The sequence below is a fragment of the Gemmiger sp. An50 genome, assembly GCF_002161595.1.
Lineage (GTDB): Bacteria > Bacillota > Clostridia > Oscillospirales > Ruminococcaceae > Allofournierella.
Map to the genome: position 1 here is coordinate 48,729 of NZ_NFID01000003.1, position 23,368 is coordinate 72,096.

The window sequence follows — 23,368 nt, forward strand, 5'->3', positions numbered from 1 at the left end:
TTGCAAGCAAGAGGCACATTTCCGGGGCTGAAAACCCCTTTGCAGTAAGGATGTGAAATCATGGCAGCCATCATTGAAACGCGCCATCTGACTCATATATACAACGCCGGCATGCCGGATGCCACCACCGCCCTGGAGGACGTGAGCTTCGCGGTGGAGGAGGGCGACTTCGTGGGCATCATCGGGTCCACCGGCAGCGGCAAATCCACCCTCATCACCCACTTCAACGGTATTCTGAAGCCTACCAGCGGCCAGGTGCTGCTGGACGGAAAGGACATCTGGGCCAAGGGCCAGGACATCCGCAAGGTCCGCTTTGCGGTGGGTCTGGTGTTCCAGTACCCGGAGTACCAGCTGTTTGAGGAGACCATTTACAAAGACATCGCCTTCGGCCCCAAGAACATGGGCCTGAGCGAGGAGGAGATCGACCGGCGGGTGCGACGGGCGGCGGCCTTCACCGGTCTGCCGGAGGACTATCTGGAGCGCAGCCCCTTTGAGCTTTCCGGCGGTCAGAAGCGCCGGGTGGCCATTGCGGGCGTGCTGGCCATGGAGCCCCGTGTGCTGGTGCTGGACGAGCCCGCCGCGGGCCTGGACCCGGAGGGCCGGGACATGATCCTCAGCCAGGTCAAGCGCTACCACAAGGAGACCGGCACCACCGTGCTGCTGGTGAGCCACTCCATGGAGGACATCGCCAAATACGCCGACAAGGTGCTGGTGATGGACCAGAAAAAGATCGCCATGTACGACCAGGTGGACAAGGTGTTCGCCCGGGCGGATGAGCTGCTGGCGCTGGGGCTCTCGGTGCCGCAGGTGACCAAGATCTTTTTGAAGCTGCGCCAGATGGGGCTGGACCTGCCCCAGGACGTGTACACCGTGCCCTGGGCGGTCAAGACCATCCTGGAGGCAAAGGCCCGCAAGGAAGCCAAAGGGGAGGGGACCACATGCTGAAGGACATCACCATCGGGCAGCACTTCCCGGGCGATTCCATCGTGCACCGCACCGACCCGCGGCTGAAGATTCTGCTGGTCATCGCCTACATCGTGCTGCTGTTTACCATCAACAATTTCCTGGGTCTGGCGTTGAGCCTGGTGCTGCTGGCGGGGCTGTATCTGCTGGCCAAGATCCCGCTGCGCATCATAATCAAGAGCCTGAATCCCATCATTCCCATCATCGCCTTCACGGCCATTCTGAACCTGTTCTTTATGGGCGGCGAGGGTGAGCCGCTGATCCACTTCTGGGTCATCAAGGTGTACAAGGAGGGCATCGCCTACGCCATCTTCATGGCGGTGCGTATCGTGGCCCTGATCGCGGGCACCGGCCTGCTCACCTACACCACCAGTCCCATCGTGCTCACCGACGCCATTGAGCGGCTGCTGTCGCCCTTTGCCAAGCTGGGCCTGCCGGTGCACGAGCTGGCCATGATGATGACCATCGCGCTGCGGTTCATTCCCACCCTGATCGAGGAGACCGACAAGATCATGAACGCCCAGAAGGCCCGTGGCGCCATGCTGGACAGCGGCAGCGCCAAGGACCGGATCAAGGCCATGGTGCCCATTTTGATCCCGCTGTTCATCTCGGCCTTCCGCCGGGCGGATGAGCTGGCCATGGCCATGGAGTGCCGGTGCTACCGGGGCGGCGAGGGCCGCACCCGCCTGAAGGTGCTCAAGTTCCAGCCCCACGACTGGGGCACAGTGGCCTTCTGCGCCGTCACCTTCGGTCTGGTCTGGGCCACCCGCTTTGTGATGCCGGGGGTGCTGTGAGGCCATGAACATCCTGCTGGACATCAGCTACGACGGCAGCGGCTTCTGCGGCTTTCAGGTGCAGAACAACGGCCTGTCGGTCTGTCAGGCGCTGCAGGACGGGCTGGAGGCCCTGCTGGGTACCCGCCCGCCGGTGAAGGGCTGCTCCCGCACCGACGCGGGGGTCCATGCCCTGCACTACGCGGTGAATTTCTGGGCGGACTGCCGCATCCCCATGGAAAAGCTGCCGCTGGCCTTGAACCAGAAGCTTCCGGCGGCCATCCGGGTGAACCGGGCCATGGAGGTGGACGAGGGGTTCCACGCCCGCTACGCCGCCCACGAAAAGACCTATTGCTACCGCATCTGGAACAGCCCCATCGACAGCCCCTTCGGGGCGGGCTGGCACCACCGGCTGCCGGGCAAACTGGACGAGGCCGCCATGCAGGCGGCGGCGGACCGGTTCGTGGGCAGCCACGATTTCATGAGCCTGTGCTCGGCCGGCTGCGAGGTGGCGTTGCGGGGCAGCACCGTGCGCACCATCAGCCGGTGCCGGGTACAGCGCACCGGGGACCTGGTCACCGTCACCGTCACGGCGGACGGCTACCTCTACAACATGGTGCGCATTCTGGCGGGCACGCTGGTTTTAGCAGGCCAGCACAAGCTGGACCCGGAGCGGGTCCCCGCCATTCTGGAAAGCCGGGACCGCAGCCAGGCGGGCCCCACCCTCCCGGCCCAGGGCCTGTTCCTGGCCTGGGTGGATTATCCCGAGCTGCCCGCGTGGCAGGCGGGCAAGCCCCAGGGCGAACCGGGGCGCATTTTGTGACGAACAACCAATAAGAAAGGGGGCGGGGATATGGAAACCAATCAAACGCCCGGCGGGGCAAAGCTGACCCGCCTGAGTGCGCTGAAGCGCCGCCGCAGGCTGCGCCGGCTGCGCACCGCAGCGCTGGCACTGGTGGTGCTGGCGGCGCTGGCCCTGTATGCCAGCGGTATTTTCGGCCGTGGTCTGGCCCTGCTGAGCGATGTGGTGGAATCTGCCCGCATCGGGCTGCAGCCGGGCGGCGGCTGGCCGGTGAAGACCGGCATTGCCGAACCGTTCCAGGTGGAGAGCCTGGGCGGCGGTTTTGTGGAGCTGGGCAGCAAGGACCTGGTGGTCTTTTCCGCCCGGGGCGCGCAGCTGCGAAGCATCGCCCACAACTACGCCCGCCCGAGCATCAGCAGCGGCAAGACCCGCTTTGTGCTGTATAACCGGGCCGGGTACGAACTGCGGGTGGAAAGCAGAACCCGCACACTGTACACCAACACCTACACCCAGCCCATCCTGATGGCGCAAATGGCCTCCAACGGAACGGTGGCGGTGGTCACCGATTCCAGCCGCTATCTGGCGGAGGTCACGGTCTACGACTCCACCTTCCAGCCCATCTACCAGTGGTATCCCAGCGATGCCGAGGGCGTGCCCGGGCAGATCGCCTTTTCCCAGAACGGAAAGCGGTTTGCCGCGGCCTGTCTGAGCGCCGCAAACGGCCAGCTGGCGGTGAAAATCCATCTGCTGGATCTGAACTCCAACACCATCGGCCTGACCATCGACGCGGGCACCAGTCCGGTGCTGCAGATGCACTGGCTCAGCGCCAGCAAGCTGCTGGTGGTGTTCCAGGGCCGCGTCGCGGTGTTCGATACAAGCACCGGCGAGCAGCTGGCTACCTACAGCTACCCCAGCGGCACGCTGCTCAGCGTGTCGGTGAGCCAGCGGGCGGTGGGCATCCTGATCGGCTCGGAGATGGCCGACGCTCCGGTTCGGCTGATTCTGCTGGACACCAATTGCCAGGAGACCGGCACTGTTTCGGTGCCCGCACCCGCATCCAAAGTGGTGTGTACCCGTTCCGGCGCGTATGTATTACGGGGCAACAGTGTTGCCGCCTACGATCTGGAAGGGGAGGCGCTGTGGGAAATGACCACCGAAAGCCAGCCTCAGGCGCTGCTGAATGCCAAGAACCTGCTGGTGTTCGGCGGTGGCCAGGCGGCTCTGGTGACCCAGCCTGCCGAGGAATGACCCCGGCTTCGAGCAAAAATCCAAAAGAAAACGAGGAAATGACCCATGACCATTGCCAATGGCTTTGACCTGATCCTGCTGGCGATCCTGCTGCTGGTTGCCATGCGCTACGCGGGCAAGGGCTTCGCGGCCGCACTGGTGCAGTTCGCGGGCAACCTTGCCAGCCTGCTGGGCGCGAGCATCTTCAGCCAGAACATCGCCCCGGTGCTGTTCACCAACTTCTTTGAAAACAACTTCACCACCAGCATCGAAAAGACCCTGGCCGACGGCGGCCAGGTGCAGCTGGACCAGCTGGTAGAAAAATACGCCGGTTTTCTGCCGGACGAGATTCAGCAGAGCATCATCCAGTCCGCGGGCGGCGTGCTCACCGGCAACGCCCCCGAGCTGGCCGAGCAGGTGGTGAGCCAGGTCATCGCTCCGCTGCTCACCCCCATCATTGCCATCGTGGTGTTCTTTGTGGCCTTCGCGCTGTGCAAGGTGATCGTGGGCTTTGTGGTGGCGGTGCTCACCAACTTCAACCGCATCCCCATTCTGGGCAGTGTGAACAAGTTGCTGGGCTTTGGCATGGGCCTGCTGGCCGGTGTGGTGGACCTGTATCTGATCCTGTGCGCCGTGTGGGCGATCATCGTGGTCACCGGCGGGTCCATCCCCTGGCTCAACCAGCAGGTGCTGGGCGACAGCGTGGGCTTTACGCTGTTTGGGCAGTTCAATCCGTTTTATTAAGCCGGGCCCTTTGGCCCCGGCGCCCCAAAGAAAGGGAAATGAGATATGCTTTGTGTACGTTGTAAAAAGCGCACGGCCATCGTGTTCGTGCAGCGCATGGAGGCTGGCCAGCCCAAGCAGGAGGGCTATTGCCTCACCTGTGCCCGGGAGCTGGGCATCAAGCCTGTGGACGACCTGATGAAGCAGTTCGGCGTCTCCGACCAGGATCTGGAGAACATGGAGGAGCGCATGAGCAGCTTCATGGAGGAAGCGGGCGAGAACGGCATGTTCCCCTTCGGCCCCATGGGCGGCCAGGAGGACCCGGACGCCGACGAGAACAATGAGGTCGATGAAGATGGCTTCACCCCCGGCGGCAGCGCCACCTTCCCCTTCGGCTTCGGCGCGAAGGAAAAGAAGGAAAAGGACGGCGAGAAGAACGAAAAGGGCAAAAAGCCCCGCTACAAGTTCCTGGACAAATACTGCGAGAACCTGACCGCCAAGGCCAAGGCCGGCAAGCTGGACGAGATCATCGGCCGCGAGCAGGAGATCTACCGCACCATCCAGATTCTGGCCCGCCGCCAGAAGAACAATCCCTGCCTCATCGGTGAGGCGGGCGTTGGCAAGACCGCCATCGCCGAGGGCATCGCCCAGCGCATCGCCCGGGACCAGGTGCCCTCCTGCCTGAAGGGCAAGCAGCTGTATCTGCTGGACCTGACCGGTCTGGTGGCCGGCACCCAGTTCCGCGGCCAGTTCGAGCAGCGGGTAAAGGGCCTGATCAGCGAGGTGAAGAGCGCCGGAAACGTGATCCTGTTCATCGACGAGATCCACAGCATCACCGGCGCGGGCGACAGCGAGGGCGCCATGAACGCGGGCAACATCCTGAAGCCCGCCCTGAGCCGCGGCGAGATCCAGGTGATCGGCGCCACCACCTTTGCCGAGTACCGCAAATATATCGAGAAGGACCAGGCGCTGGAGCGCCGCTTCCAGCCGGTCAAGGTGGGTGAGCCCAGCCTGGCCCAGGCCATCGAGGTGATCGGCGGTATCAAGAAATACTACGAAAAGCACCACGGCGTGGAGGTCAGCCAACCTATCGTGGCCGCGGTGGTCAACCTGAGCGAGCGCTATATCTCCGACCGTTTCCTGCCGGATAAGGCCATCGACCTGCTGGACGAGGCTTGTGCCTGCTGCAACCTGCGCCATCCGGAGATCAGCCAGCTGGCCGACACCCACCGCAAGATCGCGGAGCTGGAGGCCGAGGAGCTGGCGGCGGAGCAGTCCGGCGAGGGCGAAGGCCAGGCCGAGGAATACTACGCCCGTCTGGCCCAGATCAAGACGGATCTGGCCCGCCTGCGGGAGGAGCTGCCCGCCCTGGAGCTGAAGGCCGGGGGCATCCAGGTGGAGATGGAGGACGTGGCCAAGGTCATTGAGCTGTGGACCGGCATCCCCGCCGTGAAGGTGCAGGAGAGCGAGTTTGCAAAGCTGGTGAACCTGGAGACCGAGCTGAAAAAGCACATCATCGGACAGGATGAGGCGGTGAGCGCGGTGGCCCGCGCCATGAAGCGGGCCCGGGCAGACCTGTCCGGCCGCCGCCGCCCGGCAAGCTTTTTGTTTGTGGGCCCCACCGGCGTGGGCAAGACCGAGCTGGTCAAGCAGCTGGCCAACCAGCTGTTCGACTCGGTGGACCCGCTGATTCGTTTTGACATGAGCGAGTATATGGAGAAGCATACCGTCAGCCGCCTGATCGGCGCCCCTCCGGGCTACGTGGGCCACGACGAGGCGGGCCAGCTCACCGAGCAGGTGCGCCGCCGTCCCTACAGCGTGGTGCTCTTCGACGAGATCGAGAAGGCGCACCCGGATGTGCTGAACATCCTGCTGCAGATTCTGGACGAAGGCCGCATCACCGACAGCCAGGGCCGCACCGTGAACTTTGAGAACACGGTCATCTGCATGACAAGCAACGCGGGCAGCACCGAGAAGACCGGCGAGACCGGCTTCAACAAGAGCGCCGAGCAGATCAGCGAGAACAAGATGATGAAGGCGCTGGGCGAGTTCCTGCGGCCGGAGTTTTTGGGCCGTGTGGACGAGATCGTGGCCTTCAAGCCGCTGAACGAGCAGAGCCTGTGCCGCATCGCCGGGCTGATGCTGGACGAATACCGCCAGCCCATGGCCGACAAGGGCCTGGCACTGGAGTACACTCCCGCCGCTTTGGAGCAGCTGGTGAAGGAGTGCGGCGGCGTGAAGTTCGGCGCCCGCGACCTGCGCCGGGTGATCCGCAAGCAGGTGGAGGACCCTCTGGCCGAGCGCTTTGTGGCGGGCACCCTCACCGGCACGGTGAAGCTGGACGTGCAGGACGGCAAGCTGGTACTGGTGTAAACTGGCGCTTGTCTGCATAAGAAAAACCTGTTATAATAGCAGCAAGATTACCCGGTCCGGCCGGGTGCCGGGGCCCCGGCTCTGCGTTGCGCAGAGCTGGGGCTGCCGTGTATTTTGGCATGTTTCGAAGTTGTAACCAAGAAGTATCAGCTTTTTTAAGAAAATCGCAAGAATTTTTGGAAAATTGAAATATTTCAGGGCGCAGGTATCGTTTGTAGAATGGAGGCGCTCAAGAAGGAGCGTGATTTTGTGGCCTCGCAGACCCCATGTACCCAGCAGCAGATGGAGCGGCTGGTGGACGAATACGGCAACGGAATGCTGCGGCTTTGCTGCATGTATCTGGGGGACGTGCATCTGGCTCAGGACGCTGTGCAGGACGCCTTTGTGAAAATCTATCGGGCCTGGCCCGCCATCCCGGATGCGGCGGCGGAAAAGGCCTGGGTGATGAAGATCACCGTGAATGTGTGCAAGGATTATCTGCGCAGCGCCTGGAAGCGGCGGGTCAGTCTGGTGGACCAGTACCCTGAGCTGCCCGCGGGCCAGGAGCCCCGTTCGGAGGAAGGCCGCTTGATCCAGGAGATCATGGCCCTGAAGCCGAAGTACCGCGAGGTTATCCTTCTGCACTACTATCAGCAGCTGCGGGTGGGCGAGATCGCCGCCATTCTGGGCGCGCCCCAGTCCACCGTGAGCATCCGGCTCCACCGGGCGCGGGAGCTGCTGAAAAAACGTTTGGAGGGAGGGCCCTATGAGGATCTTTGACGACAAACGCTGCGACGATACCATCCGCCTCGCGATCGATCGCGAGTTGGGAAGCATCCAACTGGATGCTTCCCAAAAGAGTGCTATCCTGGCCCAGTGCAGGCCCAGCCTGACCGTGGCGCCGCGCCGCCGCCCGGCACGCCGTGTGCTGGCGGTGGCGGCAAGCTTTGCCGCGGTCATGGTGCTCAGCGCCGGTATGCTGGCCGCCGCGCCGGAGCTGCGGGAAAGCCTGAAAGGACTCTCGGAGGATACCATCGCCATTCTGCAGCCGGTGAACGAGGTAAGCGAGGACCAGGGCATCCGCATGGAGGTGCTGGGCGCAGTGAACGACGGCGGCGTGGCCGTGGCGTTCCTGAGTTTGCAGGACACCACAGGGCAGGGCCGTGTGAGCGACACCGTGCGCCTGAAAGACTGCAGCGTCAGCGACGATATGGGCATGGCAATCGCCAACGTGGTGAGCTATGACGAGACCACCGAGACCGCGATCCTGCGGCTGGAGAGCATGGGCGGCGACGCCGATGCCGGCGATAAGATCACCGTAAGCGCCCGTTCGCTGCTCAGCGGCGAGCAGCAGGTGAGCGATGCGTCCACCGGCTACACGGTAAGCGAGCTGCTGGCCAGCGGCCCGGCTGCGGAATACGCGGCCCCCGAGGAAGGAATGGTCATGGGCAGCATGGCAGGCGTGGCCGACCCGGAGCATGCGGAAATCAGCATGGAGGAGATCGAGCGGCTGAAGGATTCCGGCCAGGTGCCGGTGCTGAAGCCCTGGGCTGAGAGCCTGAAGATCGACGGCGTAGATTGGGCTACCGTGGCTGCCGCTGCCAAGATCGGCAACCAGCTGCATATCCAGTACAATACCGACAGCGTGCTGGGCGGCGTGAACAGCCTGGGCTTCCGTTTGAAGGATGCATCGGGCCAGGTTCTGGACCTGCCTATGCTGGAGCTGAACATCGGCCCGCGCACCGAGCTGAGCCAGGAGCTGTATTACACCGAGACCAATGAGTATGTGCTGTTCCTGCCCGAGGGCCAGGACGTGAGCGACATGGAAGTGGTCTACAGCGGCACCATCTATGACTCCCTGACCCAGGGCGAGTGGTCCACCACCTTCCGCCTGGAGCAGGTGAAGGAGCGGCTGCAGAGCAAGCTGAACCTGGACCTGGGCGGCTGGACGGTGGAAAGCGTGACCATCTCCCCGGTGGCGCTCACCGTGCGCGGCACCGGCGATATGTGGGATATGGGCGGCGAGATGGCTATGCCGGAAATCGTCATTCAGCTGAAGGACGGCACTCAGGTGCAGACCTCCGCAGCCGGCACCTCGGTTTCCGATGAAGGTGTGACCCTGAACAGCATGTTCAACGAGATCCTGGATCTTTCCCAGGTGAAGTCGGTCACCCTGAACGGCGAAGCGCTGAACATGGAATACGTCACAGAATAAGCAGTTCCCCGCCGGAAATTCTTCCGGCGGGGAATTTTTATGCCGCAGTTGAAACAAAAAGAAAAGCCCCCGGAAAATTCCGGGGGCTTTCTTATGTGTTGCGGGAAATGACAGGGAAGCTTAGTCCCGGCCGATGGAGAGGATCTCGTCCGCCAGGTCGGACTGGGGAGTCAGCTCGCTCTCAATGTAGCTTTCCAGGAAGGTGCGCATGCTGTTGCGGCTGTAGCGGTTGCCGTGGATGATCTGGCCCAGGCGGCGCACGGTCTTTTCCACGGTGTCGTTGATCAGGATGTAGTCATACTGACCGGCGCACAGAACCTCTTCCTGCGCGGTTTCCAGCTCGGAGCGAATCTTCTCCTCGGTCTTGGTGGAATCCGAGCGCAGGCGGCGCTCCAACTCCTCCCAGGAGGGAGGCATGATGAAAATCAGGGTGGCGTCCGGGCAGAGGGTGCGGATCTTGGTGGCGCCCACCACATCCACGTCCAGAATCACGTTGCGGCCCGCCCGGCGCAGCTTCTCCACCGCGTTCTTGGGGGTGCCGTAGCCGTTCTGGCCCCGGTAGACATACTCCAGCAGCTGCTGGGAACGGATCAGCTGTTCGAACTCCTGATGGGACACAAAGTAGTGGTCCTCACCGTCCTCTTCATCCGGCCGGGGAGGCCGGGTGGTCACGGAAACACATTTGCAGGCATTGGGATGCTCGGCAATGTAGTTGGTGATGACGGTGCTCTTGCCTACGCCGCTGGGACCGGAAATGATGACCAGCTGACCATACTCCGCGATTTTATCAAAATAAGTTTTCTCAACGCTCATAACTGAAAGCAACCACCTTTCCAAATAATGTGCGGGGGACCTGTTACCTTCATTATGGTACGTTTTGTGTTAAAAGTCAATAAAAAATGAGAGGATATACGGAAAAGTTTTCGATATCTTATACAACAACCTGTTTTGATTAAAAAATACTCACAGCGGCAGCGTCCGGCCGTTCAGCATCGCTCCGGCAAGCTGTTCTCCCTTGTAGGTGAGCTTGAGCAAAAAGAAGGGTTCCTCCCGGGCCAGCAGCTCCAGAAAGACCCGGTCGCCCTCCCAGAGCCGGAGTGCGGGCACGTCCGCTTTTTTTACCCAGGCCAGCTCGCCCTCGTTGCAGTCGGTGAGCTGCCCTTCGAAGCCGTCCGCCGTGAACAGATGCATGTACTCGGTGGGCCACTCGTCGGACACAAAGGTCACGATGCCCCGGCAGCGCCAGCGGGTGAGGGTCAGGCCGGTTTCCTCCCGCACCTCTCGCACCAGGCATTCGTCCGGGCTTTCGCTGGGTTCGAACTTGCCGCCCACGCCAATCCACTTGCCGGCGTTGGGGTCCTGGTGTTTTTTCACCCGATGGAGCATCAGGTAGCAGCCATCCTGTTCAATATAGCAAAGAGTGGTGTTTTTCATGGGTTCTCCTTATTTTTCCTGAGCCTTTCGGCGCGAATGATGTGGTGCGGCCTTATTTGTCGTACCAGTATTTCCGGTCCAGGCTGCGGTATTGCAGCGCCTCGGCCACATGAGCCGCCCCGATGGTTTTGCTGCCGGAAAGGTCCGCAATGGTGCGGCTTACCTTCAAAATGCGGTCGTGGGCCCGGGCGGAAAGCCCCAGCCGGTCAAAGGCGGCCCGCAGGGTGGCGGCGGCCGCGTCGTCCAGGCGGCAGACCTGCCGCAGGGCCCGGCTGGGCAGATGGGCATTGCAGGTTACGCCGGTGGTCTCGAATCGGGCCAGCTGCACCGCCCGGGCGGCCAGCACCCGTTCCAGAATGGCGGCGCTGCATTCGCCCGGCTCCTCGGCGCTCAGCTCGTCGTAGGCTACGGGGCTCACATCCACGTGCAGGTCGATCCGGTCCAGCAGCGGGCCGGAGATGCGCTGGCGATACCGCTCCACCGCACTGGGCGGGCAGGTGCAGGGCCGGGTGGGGTGGCCGAAATACCCGCACTTGCAAGGGTTCATGGCGGCAACTAACATGAAGCGGCTGGGGTAAGTGGCGCTGCCGGAGGCCCGGCTCACGGTGACCACGCCGTCCTCCAGGGGCTGGCGCAGCACCTCCAGGGCATCCCGATGAAATTCCGGCAGCTCGTCCAGAAACAGTACCCCGTTGTGGGCCAGGCTCACCTCGCCGGGGCGGATTTGAGCGCCGCCGCCTGCCAGAGCAGGGGCGCTCACGCTGTGGTGCGGGCTGCGGAAGGGCCGCTGAGTCAACAGGCCGCTGTTTCCGGGCAGCAGCCCGGCCACCGAATAGATCTTGGTGCACTCCACCGCCTCGGGGCGGGTGAGGGGAGGCAGGATGCCCGGCAGACGGCGGGCCAGCATGGATTTGCCGGTGCCCGGCGGGCCGATGAGCAGCACATTATGTCCGCCCGCGGCGGCGATCTCCAGCGCGCGCCGAGCCATCAGCTGGCCACGCACATCAGAAAAATCCAGCTCGCCGGTGCGGTTCTGGCCCGAGAAGGGCGGGCAGACCGCGGCGGTCAGTTTGGCTTCGCCCCGCAGATGGTCCGCCACCTGACGGGCGGTGTCGGCCCCGTAAACGGTCAGACCCTCGGCCGTGGCCGCCTCGGCGGCGTTTTCGATGGGCACGAACAGCTCGGTCACGCCGTATTCCGCCGCCGCCAGCGCCATGGGCAGAATGCCTTGTACCGGACGCAGTGCGCCGTCCAGCGACAGCTCGCCGATAAAGGCCTGGTGTGCCCCGGGCGCAGGCAGCTGCCCGGCGGCGCACAGAAGGGCCAGAAATACCGGCAGGTCATAAAGGGGACCGGTCTTGCGCACGTCCGCCGGGGCCAGGTTCACGGTGATTCGGCTGGAGGGCCAGGAAAAGCCCAGGTTTTTTACCGCGCTGCGCACCCGGTCCGCCGCCTCTTTGACCGCACTGTCCGGCAGGCCCACAATGGCCAGCTGGGGCAGTCCGCCGCTGATATCCGCTTCCGCTGTGACGGCAAAGCCTGCCAGGCCCCGCACGCCAAAGCTGTTCACTTTTGCAAACATGCCATCCGCTCCGTTGTTCCAAAATTTTCATTGCTTTTTTAGTATACTTCGGAACGGGGGATTGCACAAGGCACATCTTCTGTGTAGATTGCAGCATTTTAAAGTACTGAACTTGTTCGCTTGCACAAAAAGAACGGGTTCGATTGACTTTTCGAACAGACTCTATTAGAATAAAGACAATAGATACTTTGTACAAAAAGTATCGAAATAAACAAAAAGCAGGTGTGTGCAATGTATAAAAATGAGTACGAGCGCTGGCTGGCGTTCGATCTGGACGACCCGGATCTGAAACCCGAGCTGGAAAGCGTAAAGGATGACGACGAGGCCATCAAGGACCGGTTCGCCGTGTCGCTGAAGTTCGGTACCGCTGGTCTGCGCGGCGTGATCGGCGCTGGCACCAACCGGATGAACGTGTATGTGGTCCGTCAGGCCACTCAGGGCCTGGCCAACTGGGTCAAGACCCAGGGCGGCACCCAGACCGTAGCCATCAGCTACGACAGCCGCATCAAGAGCGATGTATTCGCGAAGGCTGCCGCCGAAGTGCTGGCCGCCAACGGCGTGAAGGTACGCATCTACAAGGCATTGATGCCTGTTCCCGCACTCAGCTTTGCCACCCGTTATTACAACTGCAACGCGGGCATCATGGTCACCGCCAGCCACAACCCCGCCAAATACAACGGCTACAAGGCCTACGGCCCGGACGGCTGCCAGATGACCGACGAGGCCGCCGACGTGGTCTACGCCGAGATTCAGAAGACCGACGTGCTCAGCGGCGCCAAGACCATGTCCTTTGAAGAAGGCATGGCTGCCGGTCTGATCGAGTATGTGGGCGAGGATTGCTACGAGGCCCTGTACCAGGCCATCGAGAGCCGCAGCGTGCGCCCCGGCCTGTGCAAGACTGCCGGTCTGAAGCTGGTCTACAGCCCGCTGAACGGCAGCGGCCTGGTTCCCGTGACCCGCGTTCTGGGCGACATGGGCATCACCGATATCACCATCGTGCCCGAGCAGAAGGACCCGGACGGCAACTTCCCCACCTGCCCCTATCCCAACCCGGAGATCTTCGAGGCTCTGCGTCTGGGCCTGGAGCTGGCCGAGAAGTCCGGCGCGGACCTGATGCTGGCCACCGACCCGGACGCCGACCGCGTGGGCATCGCCGTGCGCTGCAAGGACGGCAGCTATGAGCTGCTGAGCGGCAACGAGGTGGGCGTGCTGCTGCTGGATTACATCTGCAAGGCCCGCATCGAAAATGGCACCATGCCCAAGGACCCCGTCATGGTCAAGAGCATCGTGTCCACCCCGCTGGCGGACGTGGTTGCCGCCCACTACGGCGTGGAATGCCGCAACGTGCTCACCGGCTTCAAGTGGATCGGCGATCAGATCGCCCGTCTGGAGGCCGCCGGTCAGGTGGAGCGGTTCATCTTCGGCTTCGAGGAGAGCTACGGTTACCTGGCAGGCAGCTACGTGCGGGATAAGGACGCCGTCATCGGCAGCATGCTGATCTGCGAGATGGCCGCCTACTACCGCAGCATCGGCTCCTCCATCAAGGAAGAACTGGACCGCATCTATGCGGAATATGGCCGCTACCTGAACAAGGTGGACAGCTACGAGTTCCCGGGCCTGTCCGGCATGGACAAGATGGCCGGCATCATGCAGAAGCTGCGCCAGGAGCCTCCCACGGAGTTCGCAGGCTACAAGGTGGTCACCGTTTCCGACTACCAGGCCCGCACCCGCACCGAGCTGGCCACCGGCAAGACCGAAGCCATCGACCTGCCCGCCGCCAACGTGCTGATCTACGCCCTGGAAGGCGGCGCCACCGTGGTGGTCCGTCCCTCCGGCACCGAGCCCAAGATCAAGACCTACTTCACCACTCTGGGCAAGAATGTGGAAGAGGCCCAGGCTCAGAAGGATGCCCTGGCCGCCGCCCTCAAGCCCATCCTGGCCTGAGAACACCGGCAGCCCTGAACGGCAATAAAAGAACATAGAAAAATCCCCGGGGATCGCTCCCCGGGGATTTTTTTGCATGTGATTGAAAGGGAAAAATCAGCGCAGCACAAAGAACTGCTCGTACCACAGAATGAAGCTGTAGAAGCTCCAGATCTGGGTCATGCCGCCGTTCTTGCCGCTCTTGTGCTCGTCCAGCAGGCGCAGCAGCTCGGGCACATTGAAGAACTTTTCGGCAACCTCGCCCTCGAACTTCTCACGCACCATCTGGTAATACTTGTCCTGCCGCAGCCAGTCGTTCAGCGGCACAGGGAAGCCCAGCTTCTTGCGCTTGGCCACGCTCTCCGGCAGCTGCTTGAGGGCCGCACGGCGCAGCGCAATCTTGGTCTCGGTCTTGCTGGACCGGTATTGGGCGGGGATGGAGAGCGCCAGCTCCAGCATCTCCTTGTCCAGGAAGGGCACCCGCAGCTCCAGGCTGTTGGCCATACTCATCCGGTCCGCCTTCAGCAGAATGTCGTAGAGCATCCAGGTGTGGATGTCCACCCACTGCAGCTGGGTGGGCTCGTCCAGACCGGCCGAGGCATCAAAGTAGGGCTTGAAGAACTCCTCGGGGGTCTTCTTGTGGTACTGCTTTTTCAGGTATTTGTCCCGCTCGGCGGGGGTGGCGAACACGTAATTGGCCCGCATGCACCGCTGCCAGGGCTCCTTGGCGCCCCGCATCAGGAAGTTTTTGCCCTTGAAGTCCGGCAGAACACCGGCCACCGCGCCCGCGGCCTTGCGCACGAAGCGGGGGGTCTTGTGCTCGTACTCCTCAAAGTGATGGGCCGCGCAGTACAGCGGATAGCCGCCGAACAGCTCGTCCGCGCCCTCGCCGGACAGCACCACCTTCACATAGCGGGCGGCGTTTTTGGTCAGGAAGTACAGCGGCACTTCGCTGGGGTTGGGCATCGGCTCATCCAGATACCACTGGATGGTCTTGTTGGCCTCAAAGAACTCGTCGGCACTCACTTTGTTAGCGATGCTGGGCACGCCGATCTCCTTGCTGAAGGCCTGGGCGTAGGGCAGTTCGGAGTATTTTTCCTCCTCGTAGCCCACGCTGAAGCTCTTCACCTTGGGGGTGCCCTTGGACACCTCGTTCACCACGAAGCTGGAATCCACGCCGGAGGACAAAAAGCAGCCCACCTCCACGTCGGCGATCTGGTGCACCTTCACGCTCTCGGCGAAGGTTTCGGTGATGGCCTTTTCCCAGTCCTCCAGGCTCTTCGTTTCGTCCACATGGTAGCGGATATCGTAGTACCGCTCCACCTTCAGCTCGCCCTTTTTCCAGGTGAACATGTGCGCGCCGGGCAGCTTGTACACGCCCTTGAACATGGTTTCCTCGTTGGGAATGTATTCGATGGACAGGTACTCGGGCAGCCGCTCCTCGTTCAGCTCCTTTTTGAAGCCGGGGTGGGGCAGAAAGCCCTTGATCTCGCTGCCGAAGATGAAGTGGCCACCCTCATTGTAGTAGTAATAGGGCTTGATGCCGAAGATATCCCGCGCGCCGAACAGGGTCTCGTTTGCCTTGTCCCACAGGATGAAGGCGAACATGCCCCGCAGTTTGGCGGGCAGGCCGCTGCCCCATTCCTCGTAGCCGTGGATCAGCACCTCGGTGTCGGAATGGGTAGAAAAGGTGTGCCCGGCGGCCTCCAGCTGGGCGCGCAGCTCCATGAAGTTATAGATCTCGCCGTTGAACACGATGACGATGCTGCCGTCCTCGTTGAACATGGGCTGGCTGCCGCCCTCCAGGTCGATGATGGACAGCCGCCGGTGGCCCAGCGCCACCTGTTCGTCCACGTAAAAGCCCTCGCCATCCGGCCCGCGGTGGGCGATCAGGTCCGCCATCTGCTTGATGGTCTTTTTCGCCTCTTCGGCGTTATGCTTTGCACTGGCAAAGCCCACAAATCCGCACATAGTGCCTCCCTTTCCGCCCGGTCAGTCCCGCAGGCTCTTGTTGCCGAAATAGCGCTTGTATTTGCGGTAGTTGTTCAGCTGGTTCTTGACGTACCAGATGGCCCGCTTGAGGGTGAAGTCCTCCTTGCAGAACAGCTGGTGGCTCACCTTGCCCTCCTTCATCAGCTTGCGTACCTCGGCCAGCAGCTCCTGGTCCTTCAGGTACTTCTTGATGATGCCGGCGGGGGCGATCATCCACAGGTGACGGGTGTCGGCGATGGTCAGGCCCTGGGGCTTGTTCTCCACCACATCCTCCACCAGCCACTTGGCCAGATTGTAGCCGCTGGCGGTCACAAAGAAGCTGGACCGGCCCTGGCGGGGGTTCATCTCGAACAGCTTGTACTGGCCGTCGCGGGAATCGTACTTCATGTCGAAGTTGGAGAAGCCCTCCCAGCCCACGTCCTCCAGGAAGGCCTTCATCCGGCTCATCAGCTCCTCGTCCTTGATAGACATAATGGCCGCGTAGTTGCCGATGCCCTCGGGGGTCTGTTCCTCCAGCAGGGGACGGCCCAGCGCCATCAGGTGGACCTTATGATCCCGGCCGGAATAGCAGTTCAGCACCCGCATGCAGTTGTCGTCGCCGGGGATGTATTCCTGCAGCACCAGGTTGTCCTGGTAGCTGGAGGAGTAGATGGCGGCGCAGATGGCCTCGTACTCCTCCCGGTTGTAGGCCACGAACACCTTTTTCTTGTGGGGGAAACGGCAGTTCCAGTAGGCCACGCTGTTGCTGGCCTTGATGATGCAGGGGAACTCGAAGGGAATCTCCACGGTCTTCCAGTTCTGGTTGGTGCAGCCGAAGGTCTTGGGGTAGGCAAGACCGTGGGCCTCGCAGGCATGGTAGAAAAACTCCTTGGTGTCCAGCTGTTCCACCAGCTCGGGGGTAGGGCAGGCGAACTTGTAAAGCCCCTCCAGAGCGGCGCGGTTGCGGGCCATCAGACCGGTGTAGTTGTCGCCGCAGCTCACCAGCACCAGGGTGCGGCCGGTGTGGGCGGCGGCGAAGGCCTGCAGGGTCTTCACGAAGACCGCGTCGTCCTCCAGATTGGGCTCCACCACAGCCATCTGCACCAGCTTGGAGTTGGCGGTGGCGGCCAGCGCGCCCTTGCCGATGGCAAGACTGGTCACACCGCATTCCATATAAAAGCTGCGGGCCATGCCGTAAACGTTGGCATCGCTGCCCAGCAGCACGGGAAGGATCTGTTCCATAGGTTTTTGTTTCACCTGAACTTTCCAAAATTTTTTCAATGCTTACAAGCTTTTCTATTGTACTGCTTTTCGGAATGAGTTGTCAAACAAAGCGTGGAAAATAGGGGAGAATCGACAAAAAAACGGCGCCGGAAAACCGGCGCCGGGAAAAAAGCAGGTCAATCCTGTCCGCCGCGCTGTCTGCGCAGAACAAGGGCCAGAATCACCAGCACGGCGATGGCAACAACGCCGATGCCCAGGAAGGGCAGGATGCTGCCGCCGTCCGTCTGCTGGGCGCTGCTGTCGGGCTGGCTTTCGGCCGGCTCGGAGGCAGGTTCGCTGGCGGATTCCGGGGCGGGCGTTTCGGTGGGAGCCTCGGTGGGTTTGGCGGTCGCCTCGGGCGAAGCAGTGGGGGCGGGGGTCCGGTTGGGCCGGATCACCGCGGTGCTGGGCACGATGGGCGTGGCCGTGGGTGCAGGTGCGGGCGCCGGGGTGGCGGTGGCACTGCTGCCGGAGCCGCTGCCCGAATCACTGCCGGAATCGGGCGGTACCGCGTCCTTGGTGTAAGAGCCGGTGACGGTGATGTCCTTTTCCGGCATTGTTTTGGGCAGGTCCTTCCAGCCGCTGAAGGTGTAGCCGCTGTGGGCCGGAGCCTTGGGAGCCTTGATGGTCTTACCCATGGTGTAATGCTGGCTGACGATCACCGTGTCGGTAAAGTGGTCGCCGGTGATCTTGTAGGTAACGGTGTAGATCACGTCGGCCCGCTTCACCAGGTTTTTCAGCGCGGCTTGCAGGTCCGCCGCGTACCGGTCCACCATCGACTGCTGGGAGACGTCCAGCCCGCGAACGATGGCCTCGCGGGCCTTGTTCAGCGCTTCCACCGAGCTGGCGGTGTAGAGGGTCAGATCGGTGGGGATCTTCTCCAGCGCCGCATCCACCTTGGAATAATCCGCAACCAGATACCACTGGAAGAGGAACTCGGCGGTGTTCCCGCTGCCGTCGGTCACGGTCACCTTGTTCTGACCGGGCTGATAGGGCATGTCCTTGCCGGGGAGGGTCAGCGACGGGGCGCTCTGAATGGTGACGGCGGCGCCGTTCACCTCCACCGAGGCAATGCCCTGGGCGTCCTTCAGCTCCAGATCCAGCTGGTAGTAGCCGGTCCCGTTGCCCGCGGAATCCTTGCCCACGGTGATGACGGGCGGAAGGCTTAGCTGGTATTCCTTTTGTTCCTTGTCCCAGTAAAGGCGCAGCATGTCTTCGGTCCCTGCCAGGGCGAACGCCGGGGTTTTGGTACTGGGGGTGGAGGGAACAACCGCCAGAACGTGGCCGTCCACCGGGGTGCTGGTGGAAAGGTACAGCGGAGTGACGAAGTTGTTGTTCATTTTTTGGGTCAGAGTGAGGGTGCTGTCAGCCGGGAGGAGAATCTGGAAGGTGGTGTCCTTCTTCAGGCTGAATTTCTGCACGGTGGTGTCGCCGGTGATGACAAAGCCGCCGCCGGAATCCGTGGTGGAGGTGCGAATGATGCCCAGGGCAGTCATGTCGCCGGAAGCGGCCAGCCAGGTGTGGTCCAGGTCAACGGCCGCCAGGTTTTCCACCTTTCCGCGCAGGTCCAGCGGGGCTTCCTTGCTGCCCCGGCCGGTGAGGAAGAGATCGGTCAGGCGGGTGCCGATGCTGCTGGTGGTGCCGGTGATCTTCTGGAAGGAAAGGTCCGGATTCTCCAGCTTGATGTCCAGCCAGCGGGACTGGGAATCGTCCAGGATTTCGCCAATCGCGCCGGAGGCACTGGCCGCGAACAGCAGGGTCCGTTCCCCGCCTTTCAGCGGGGCGTAACGGATGGTGGTCCCCTCCAGGTCCAGAACAATGTTCTGGAAGGTGGTGCTGTTGGGGAAGGTGATGGTCTGCACCGCTTCTTCGGCGGCGAAGCGGTGGCCCGCGCCGTCGATGGTCAGCGGAGCGTCGGGCAGAGTGGTATCCTGCGCAAGGGTTACATCCGCGTTCAGGGTGACGGTGTAGCTGGAGGAGGCCAGCTGCTCATCCGCCGCGATGGCTTCAAGCGCCTCCTCAAAGCTGGCAAAGCCGGTCTCTGTGGTCATGGAGCCGCCGAGCACGGTGGCCACAGCAGGGGCGGGCGGCTGTAAGGGCTCGCCGTCCTTGTTGGTCAGCGAAACCTGCGCGCCCTCCGGCAGAGTCAGAAGGGCCGGGTCCAGGGTGGTGCCGGAGAACTCCGGCAGCTGGAAGCTGCCCGACGCCTCTTCGGTCACGGCCAGGGCGCCGCTGCCTTCAAAGGACAAAACGCCGTTGCCCTGCAGCGAGGGGATCTGAGCGGGCTGATGCAGCTGCAGTCCGCCCTCGTTCAGGATAACGGACTGGGTGCCGCTCAGCTGTCCGGTGTACTGGCCGTAGTGGTCAGCCTTCAAAAAGCTGCGGTCCAGCACCAGTCGGTCAAAGCCCTGCATGGGCGGCAGGGCGTAGTAGCTTGTACCGCTGCCGATCTGGGAATAGGTCACGGCGGGCGATTCGCCGGTGCCGGTCAGCTGGACCGGAGCGCCCATGGAATCGCTGCCGGGTACGCCGCCGGTGAAGGTCAGGTCGCTGCCGCGAATCTCACGGAAGCCGAAGGAGCCGCCGTTGATCATCTGGAAGGCATGACTGCCCGCATCCAGCGTGCACAGGCCGTTATCCGTGTTGAAATTGGTCACGGACCGGATGGTGAGCGGGGCCTGCAGGGGAAGGGTGTCCGGCAGGTCCACGCTGTTGCCGGAAAAATCAATGAGGGTGGGCTTGTTGGGGGCAAGGTCCTGGGGCCAGACCACCAGCTCGCTGGTGTTCAGCACGGTGATGGTGAAGGGGCCTTCGCTCTGGGATGCATTGATCGCCTGAATGGCGCTGGCCAGGTCCTTCTGGTTCTGGGGCGCGCCGCTGCCGTCCTGCAGCAAGGCGCCCACCTTTTCCAGACCATCGTCCTCGCCGATGCGCTTCACGGTAACGTTCGGATTGTTTTGGAAGGTCTGGGTGTAGGATTCCTTCAGCTCGTCGGTGGGCAGATAGAGCGTCACGTTCTTGGTGCTGCCGAAGGCGGAAGCGTTGATGGAAGAGCTATACACCCCGCCTGTACAGGTGAGGGTGAACCCGTCGGGCAGGCCGGTGAAGGAATTGGCCTGCGCATTGCCGTAAAATGCCAGGACGGTGAGCTCCTTCAGCCCGGAAAGGGTGAACGCATTGCCGCCGAAGCTGCCCATGGGAATCTCCATACTGGTGAGGCTGGTGCAGTTTTTAAAGATGCCGAAGCTTGTCAGGTTCGCCACCGAGTTTTCCGGGAAGAGGAAATACTGCAGCGCGGTGCAATCGCAGAAGGCGTTCATGCCATATTTGCTGATGCTGGAGGCGGTGGCGTCCACGCCGGTGAGGGCGGTATTGCCGTAAAAGGCTTTGGCGGCGATCTCGGTCACGTCATACCGGCCGCCCTGATACTCCAGCCCGTTGGCAATGGTCAGTTCGCCCGAAACCTTCGTGCCGTCCTGCACGGTCAGGGTGCCGTTTTGCCCGTCGGCAGGCAGGCTGGTTACTTTGTAGGAAAGGTCGCCGATCTGCACGGTGCCGCCCACAGCGGGCGGTTCGGCATCGCCGGCAGCCTCGGGGGCTTCGGGTTCGTCGGGTGTTTCCGGCGCAGCGGCAGGCGTTTCGCCGGCCTGCGTTTGGGCCGGTTGGGCCGGGGCTTCGGCCTCGGGTGTTTCAGCCGGTTCGTCCCCGTCCGAAGGTTCCGCCGGTGCGGCGGCAGTCTCCTCGCTGTCGGGAGCCGGAACCGGTTCGTCGGGTTCTTCGCCGTCGGGGCGTTCGGCTTCCTCGGCGGAAACCTCTTCCGTTGATTGGGAAATGCGGGCGCGGGCTGAGTCCGCGGTGCTCGGGGCATCCGCGAAGGCGATTACCGGGCAGGCCTGGAGAAGGATCATGCAGGACAACGCCGCGCAAAGGCAGCGCCGGTAGAATACGGGCCAATGTTGTTTCATATCGTTTCACTTCCTTACGGTTTGGATTTGGATGGTGTATCCGGTCAAAATTGGCGCCCGATTCCCTATTGTGTCTATATTATATCAAAGTGGAAGGAAAAAGAGGCATCAAACTGGAAAAAGCCGAGAAAAAAGCAGCGGGGAATTTTGTGCATTCTGATATGCTTTGGGGGATGCGCTTTTAAAGGAAGGGCGGATGTAGTATAATAACCAGAAAATGAAGCGCTCCTGCGCTGTGGAAAAGCCCGGGCGGCAATACCATTTTTAGGTGCTTCATGTTATAATGTAACCTGTATATTGAGGGGACGTTCCCTGTAAGCGAAAGGATCATCACATCATGTGTGGAATTGTTGGCTTTACCGGCATGCGCGCCGGGCGTGAAGCGATTTTGAAAGCAATGACCGACGCCATCGCCCACCGCGGGCCGGACGGCGAGGGCAGTTATTTCGGCAGCGGGGTGGCGCTGGGCCACCGGCGGCTGTCCATCATCGACCTGGCGGGCGGCGCCCAGCCCATGTTCAATGAGGATCAAAACCTGGCGGTTGTCTTCAACGGCGAGATCTACAACTTCATGGAGCTGCGCGCTCAGCTGGTGGAGGCGGGCCACACCTTCTCCACCGACCATTCGGACACCGAGGTCCTGCTCCACGGCTACGAGGAGTGGGGCGAGGGCATGCTGGCAAAGCTGCGGGGCATGTTCTCCTTTGCCATCTGGAATGAGGCCGAGCAGACCCTGTTCTGCGCCCGGGACCATTTCGGCATCAAGCCCTTCTACTACTACCTCACCGACGAGGGCGAGCTGCTCTTCGGCAGCGAGATCAAGAGCTTTCTGGCCCATCCCGGCTTCAAAAAGGAGCTGAACCAGAGCCAGCTGGAGCTGTACCTGAGCTATCAGTATTCCCCGGGGGAGGACACCTTCTTTAAAGGCGTGAAAAAGCTGCTGCCCGCTCACAGCCTGCTGTGGAAGGCGGGCGAGGTGAACGTAAAGCGCTACTGGGAGCCCCGCTTTGAGCCCGAAGAGGGCAAGAGCCTCTCCGACTGGGAGAGCCGGGTGGAGGAGATCATGCGCCAGAGCGTGGCTGCTCACAAGATCAGCGACGTGGAGGTTGGCTCCTTTTTGTCCTCCGGTGTGGATTCCAGCTACATGGCCTACCTTGCCCATGTGGACAAGACCTTCACCGTGGGCTTTGCCAACAAGCAGTATGACGAGACCGACTACGCCGCCGAGTTCAGCAAGTTCATGGGCGTGAAGAACTACGCCTACCGCATCGAGCCGGAGGAGTATTGGGAGAACCTGCCCCGCATCCAGTACCATATGGACGAGCCTCTGGCGGACGCCGCCAGTGTGGCCCTCTACTTCGTGAACCGGGAGGCGGCCAAGCAGGTGAAGGTCTGCCTGTCCGGCGAGGGCGCGGACGAGTTCTTCGGCGGCTATAACATTTATAAGGAGCCCTTCACCGTCTCCTGGTACGATCACATCCCCCTGCCCATCCGGCGGGCCATTGGCGCGGTGGCAGAAAAGCTGCCCCCGGTGCACGGCGTGAACTTCCTGGTGCGGCGTTCCCGCCCGCTGGAGGAGCGCTACATCGGCAACACCAACCTGATGGGCGAACGGCGCAAAAAACAGCTGCTGAAAAACTATACTGGCGGCAAAAAACCGACCGATCTTTCCAAACTGTATTTTAAAAAGACCGCCGGGCAGGACCCGGTGACCCGGATGCAGTACACCGACCTGCACCTGTGGATGGTGGGCGACATCCTTTTGAAGGCGGACAAGATGAGCATGGCCAACAGTCTGGAGCTGCGGGTGCCCTTCCTGGACAAGGAGGTCTTCGAGGTGGCGCGGCACATCCCGGTGGAGTGCCGGGCGGACGCGGACCACACCAAGATGGCCCTGCGGGGCGCGGCGGCCCGGAGCATTCCGGAAAAGACCGCCGACAAGAAAAAGCTGGGTTTCCCGGTGCCGGTGCGCGCCTGGCTGCGAGAGGAAAAATACGCGGCCATCGTGCGGGAAAAGTTTGAGAGCGAATCCGCCGAAAAATTCTTCAATACCCGCGAGCTGACCAAAATGCTGGACCAGCACATGAGCGAAAAGCGGGACAACTGGCGCCAGATCTGGTGTGTGTTCATGTTCCTGACCTGGTACGAGGAATACTTTGTGAAGCGTTGAGCTTC

General features: G+C 62.1%; 16 protein-coding genes. 10 read left to right on the top strand and 6 right to left on the bottom strand.

The window, feature by feature from the left end; genetic code table 11:
- Positions 1-60: 60 nt before the first annotated feature.
- The 8 genes from B5G03_RS03885 (at position 61) to B5G03_RS03920 (ending at position 9,055) form a co-directional block, all read left to right on the top strand.
- Positions 61-945 carry an energy-coupling factor transporter ATPase gene (locus B5G03_RS03885; protein ID WP_087180460.1) on the top strand — a complete coding sequence of 295 codons (885 nt, stop codon included), beginning with the start codon at positions 61-63 and terminating at the stop codon, positions 943-945.
- A complete protein-coding gene (locus tag B5G03_RS03890; protein WP_087180461.1) occupies positions 939-1,757 on the top strand; it encodes an energy-coupling factor transporter transmembrane component T family protein in 819 nt (272 codons plus the stop codon). Before B5G03_RS03885 ends, B5G03_RS03890 begins: the two co-directional genes overlap by 7 nt.
- A gap of 4 nt (positions 1,758-1,761) precedes the next feature.
- A complete protein-coding gene (gene truA / locus B5G03_RS03895; RefSeq protein WP_087180462.1) occupies positions 1,762-2,559 on the top strand; it encodes a tRNA pseudouridine(38-40) synthase TruA in 798 nt (265 codons plus the stop codon).
- A 30-nt stretch (positions 2,560-2,589) separates the two neighbouring features.
- Complete coding sequence (locus B5G03_RS03900; RefSeq protein WP_087180463.1) at positions 2,590-3,786, top strand: DUF5711 family protein; 1,197 nt, start codon at positions 2,590-2,592, stop codon at positions 3,784-3,786.
- A 45-nt stretch (positions 3,787-3,831) separates the two neighbouring features.
- Positions 3,832-4,509, top strand: a complete 678-nt coding sequence (locus B5G03_RS03905) for a CvpA family protein (RefSeq protein WP_087180464.1) — start codon at positions 3,832-3,834, stop codon at positions 4,507-4,509.
- A gap of 45 nt (positions 4,510-4,554) precedes the next feature.
- Positions 4,555-6,861 (top strand): ATP-dependent Clp protease ATP-binding subunit, encoded by a 2,307-nt coding sequence (locus B5G03_RS03910; RefSeq protein ID WP_087180465.1) that lies wholly within the window; start codon positions 4,555-4,557, stop codon positions 6,859-6,861.
- Between the two features lie 249 nt (positions 6,862-7,110).
- Positions 7,111-7,620 carry a sigma-70 family RNA polymerase sigma factor gene (locus tag B5G03_RS03915; protein WP_242962282.1) on the top strand — a complete coding sequence of 170 codons (510 nt, stop codon included), beginning with the start codon at positions 7,111-7,113 and terminating at the stop codon, positions 7,618-7,620.
- On the top strand, positions 7,607-9,055 hold the full coding sequence (locus B5G03_RS03920) for a hypothetical protein (protein WP_087180466.1): 1,449 nt from the start codon (positions 7,607-7,609) through the stop codon (positions 9,053-9,055). The genes B5G03_RS03915 and B5G03_RS03920 overlap by 14 nt, the downstream gene beginning before the upstream one ends.
- 120 nt (positions 9,056-9,175) lie before the next feature.
- Here B5G03_RS03920 and gmk read toward each other — a convergent pair whose 3' ends face one another.
- The 3 genes from gmk to B5G03_RS03935 form a co-directional block, all read right to left on the bottom strand.
- Entirely contained in the window at positions 9,176-9,868 is a 693-nt protein-coding gene (gene gmk, locus B5G03_RS03925) for a guanylate kinase (RefSeq protein ID WP_087180467.1), read from the bottom strand.
- Between the two features lie 150 nt (positions 9,869-10,018).
- On the bottom strand, positions 10,019-10,489 hold the full coding sequence (locus B5G03_RS03930; RefSeq protein WP_087180468.1) for an NUDIX hydrolase: 471 nt from the start codon (positions 10,487-10,489) through the stop codon (positions 10,019-10,021).
- Positions 10,490-10,541: 52 nt separating this feature from the next.
- A complete protein-coding gene (locus B5G03_RS03935; RefSeq protein WP_087180469.1) occupies positions 10,542-12,071 on the bottom strand; it encodes a YifB family Mg chelatase-like AAA ATPase in 1,530 nt (509 codons plus the stop codon).
- A gap of 231 nt (positions 12,072-12,302) precedes the next feature.
- Between B5G03_RS03935 and B5G03_RS03940 the strand changes: the two genes are divergently transcribed.
- A complete protein-coding gene (locus B5G03_RS03940) occupies positions 12,303-14,015 on the top strand; it encodes a phospho-sugar mutase (protein WP_087180470.1) in 1,713 nt (570 codons plus the stop codon).
- Between the two features lie 96 nt (positions 14,016-14,111).
- Here B5G03_RS03940 and asnB (B5G03_RS03945) read toward each other — a convergent pair whose 3' ends face one another.
- The 3 genes from asnB (B5G03_RS03945) to B5G03_RS03955 all read right to left on the bottom strand — a co-directional run bounded on the left by asnB (B5G03_RS03945) (position 14,112) and on the right by B5G03_RS03955 (position 21,193).
- Entirely contained in the window at positions 14,112-15,965 is a 1,854-nt protein-coding gene (asnB, locus tag B5G03_RS03945; RefSeq protein ID WP_087180471.1) for an asparagine synthase (glutamine-hydrolyzing), read from the bottom strand.
- Between the two features lie 21 nt (positions 15,966-15,986).
- A complete protein-coding gene (locus B5G03_RS03950; RefSeq protein WP_087180472.1) occupies positions 15,987-17,207 on the bottom strand; it encodes a carboxylate--amine ligase in 1,221 nt (406 codons plus the stop codon).
- Between the two features lie 158 nt (positions 17,208-17,365).
- Entirely contained in the window at positions 17,366-21,193 is a 3,828-nt protein-coding gene (locus tag B5G03_RS03955; RefSeq protein WP_087180473.1) for a leucine-rich repeat protein, read from the bottom strand.
- Positions 21,194-21,530: 337 nt separating this feature from the next.
- Here B5G03_RS03955 and asnB (B5G03_RS03960) point away from each other — a divergent pair, with 337 nt between their 5' ends.
- A complete protein-coding gene (gene asnB, locus B5G03_RS03960) occupies positions 21,531-23,363 on the top strand; it encodes an asparagine synthase (glutamine-hydrolyzing) (protein WP_087180474.1) in 1,833 nt (610 codons plus the stop codon).
- Positions 23,364-23,368: the final 5 nt, after the last annotated feature.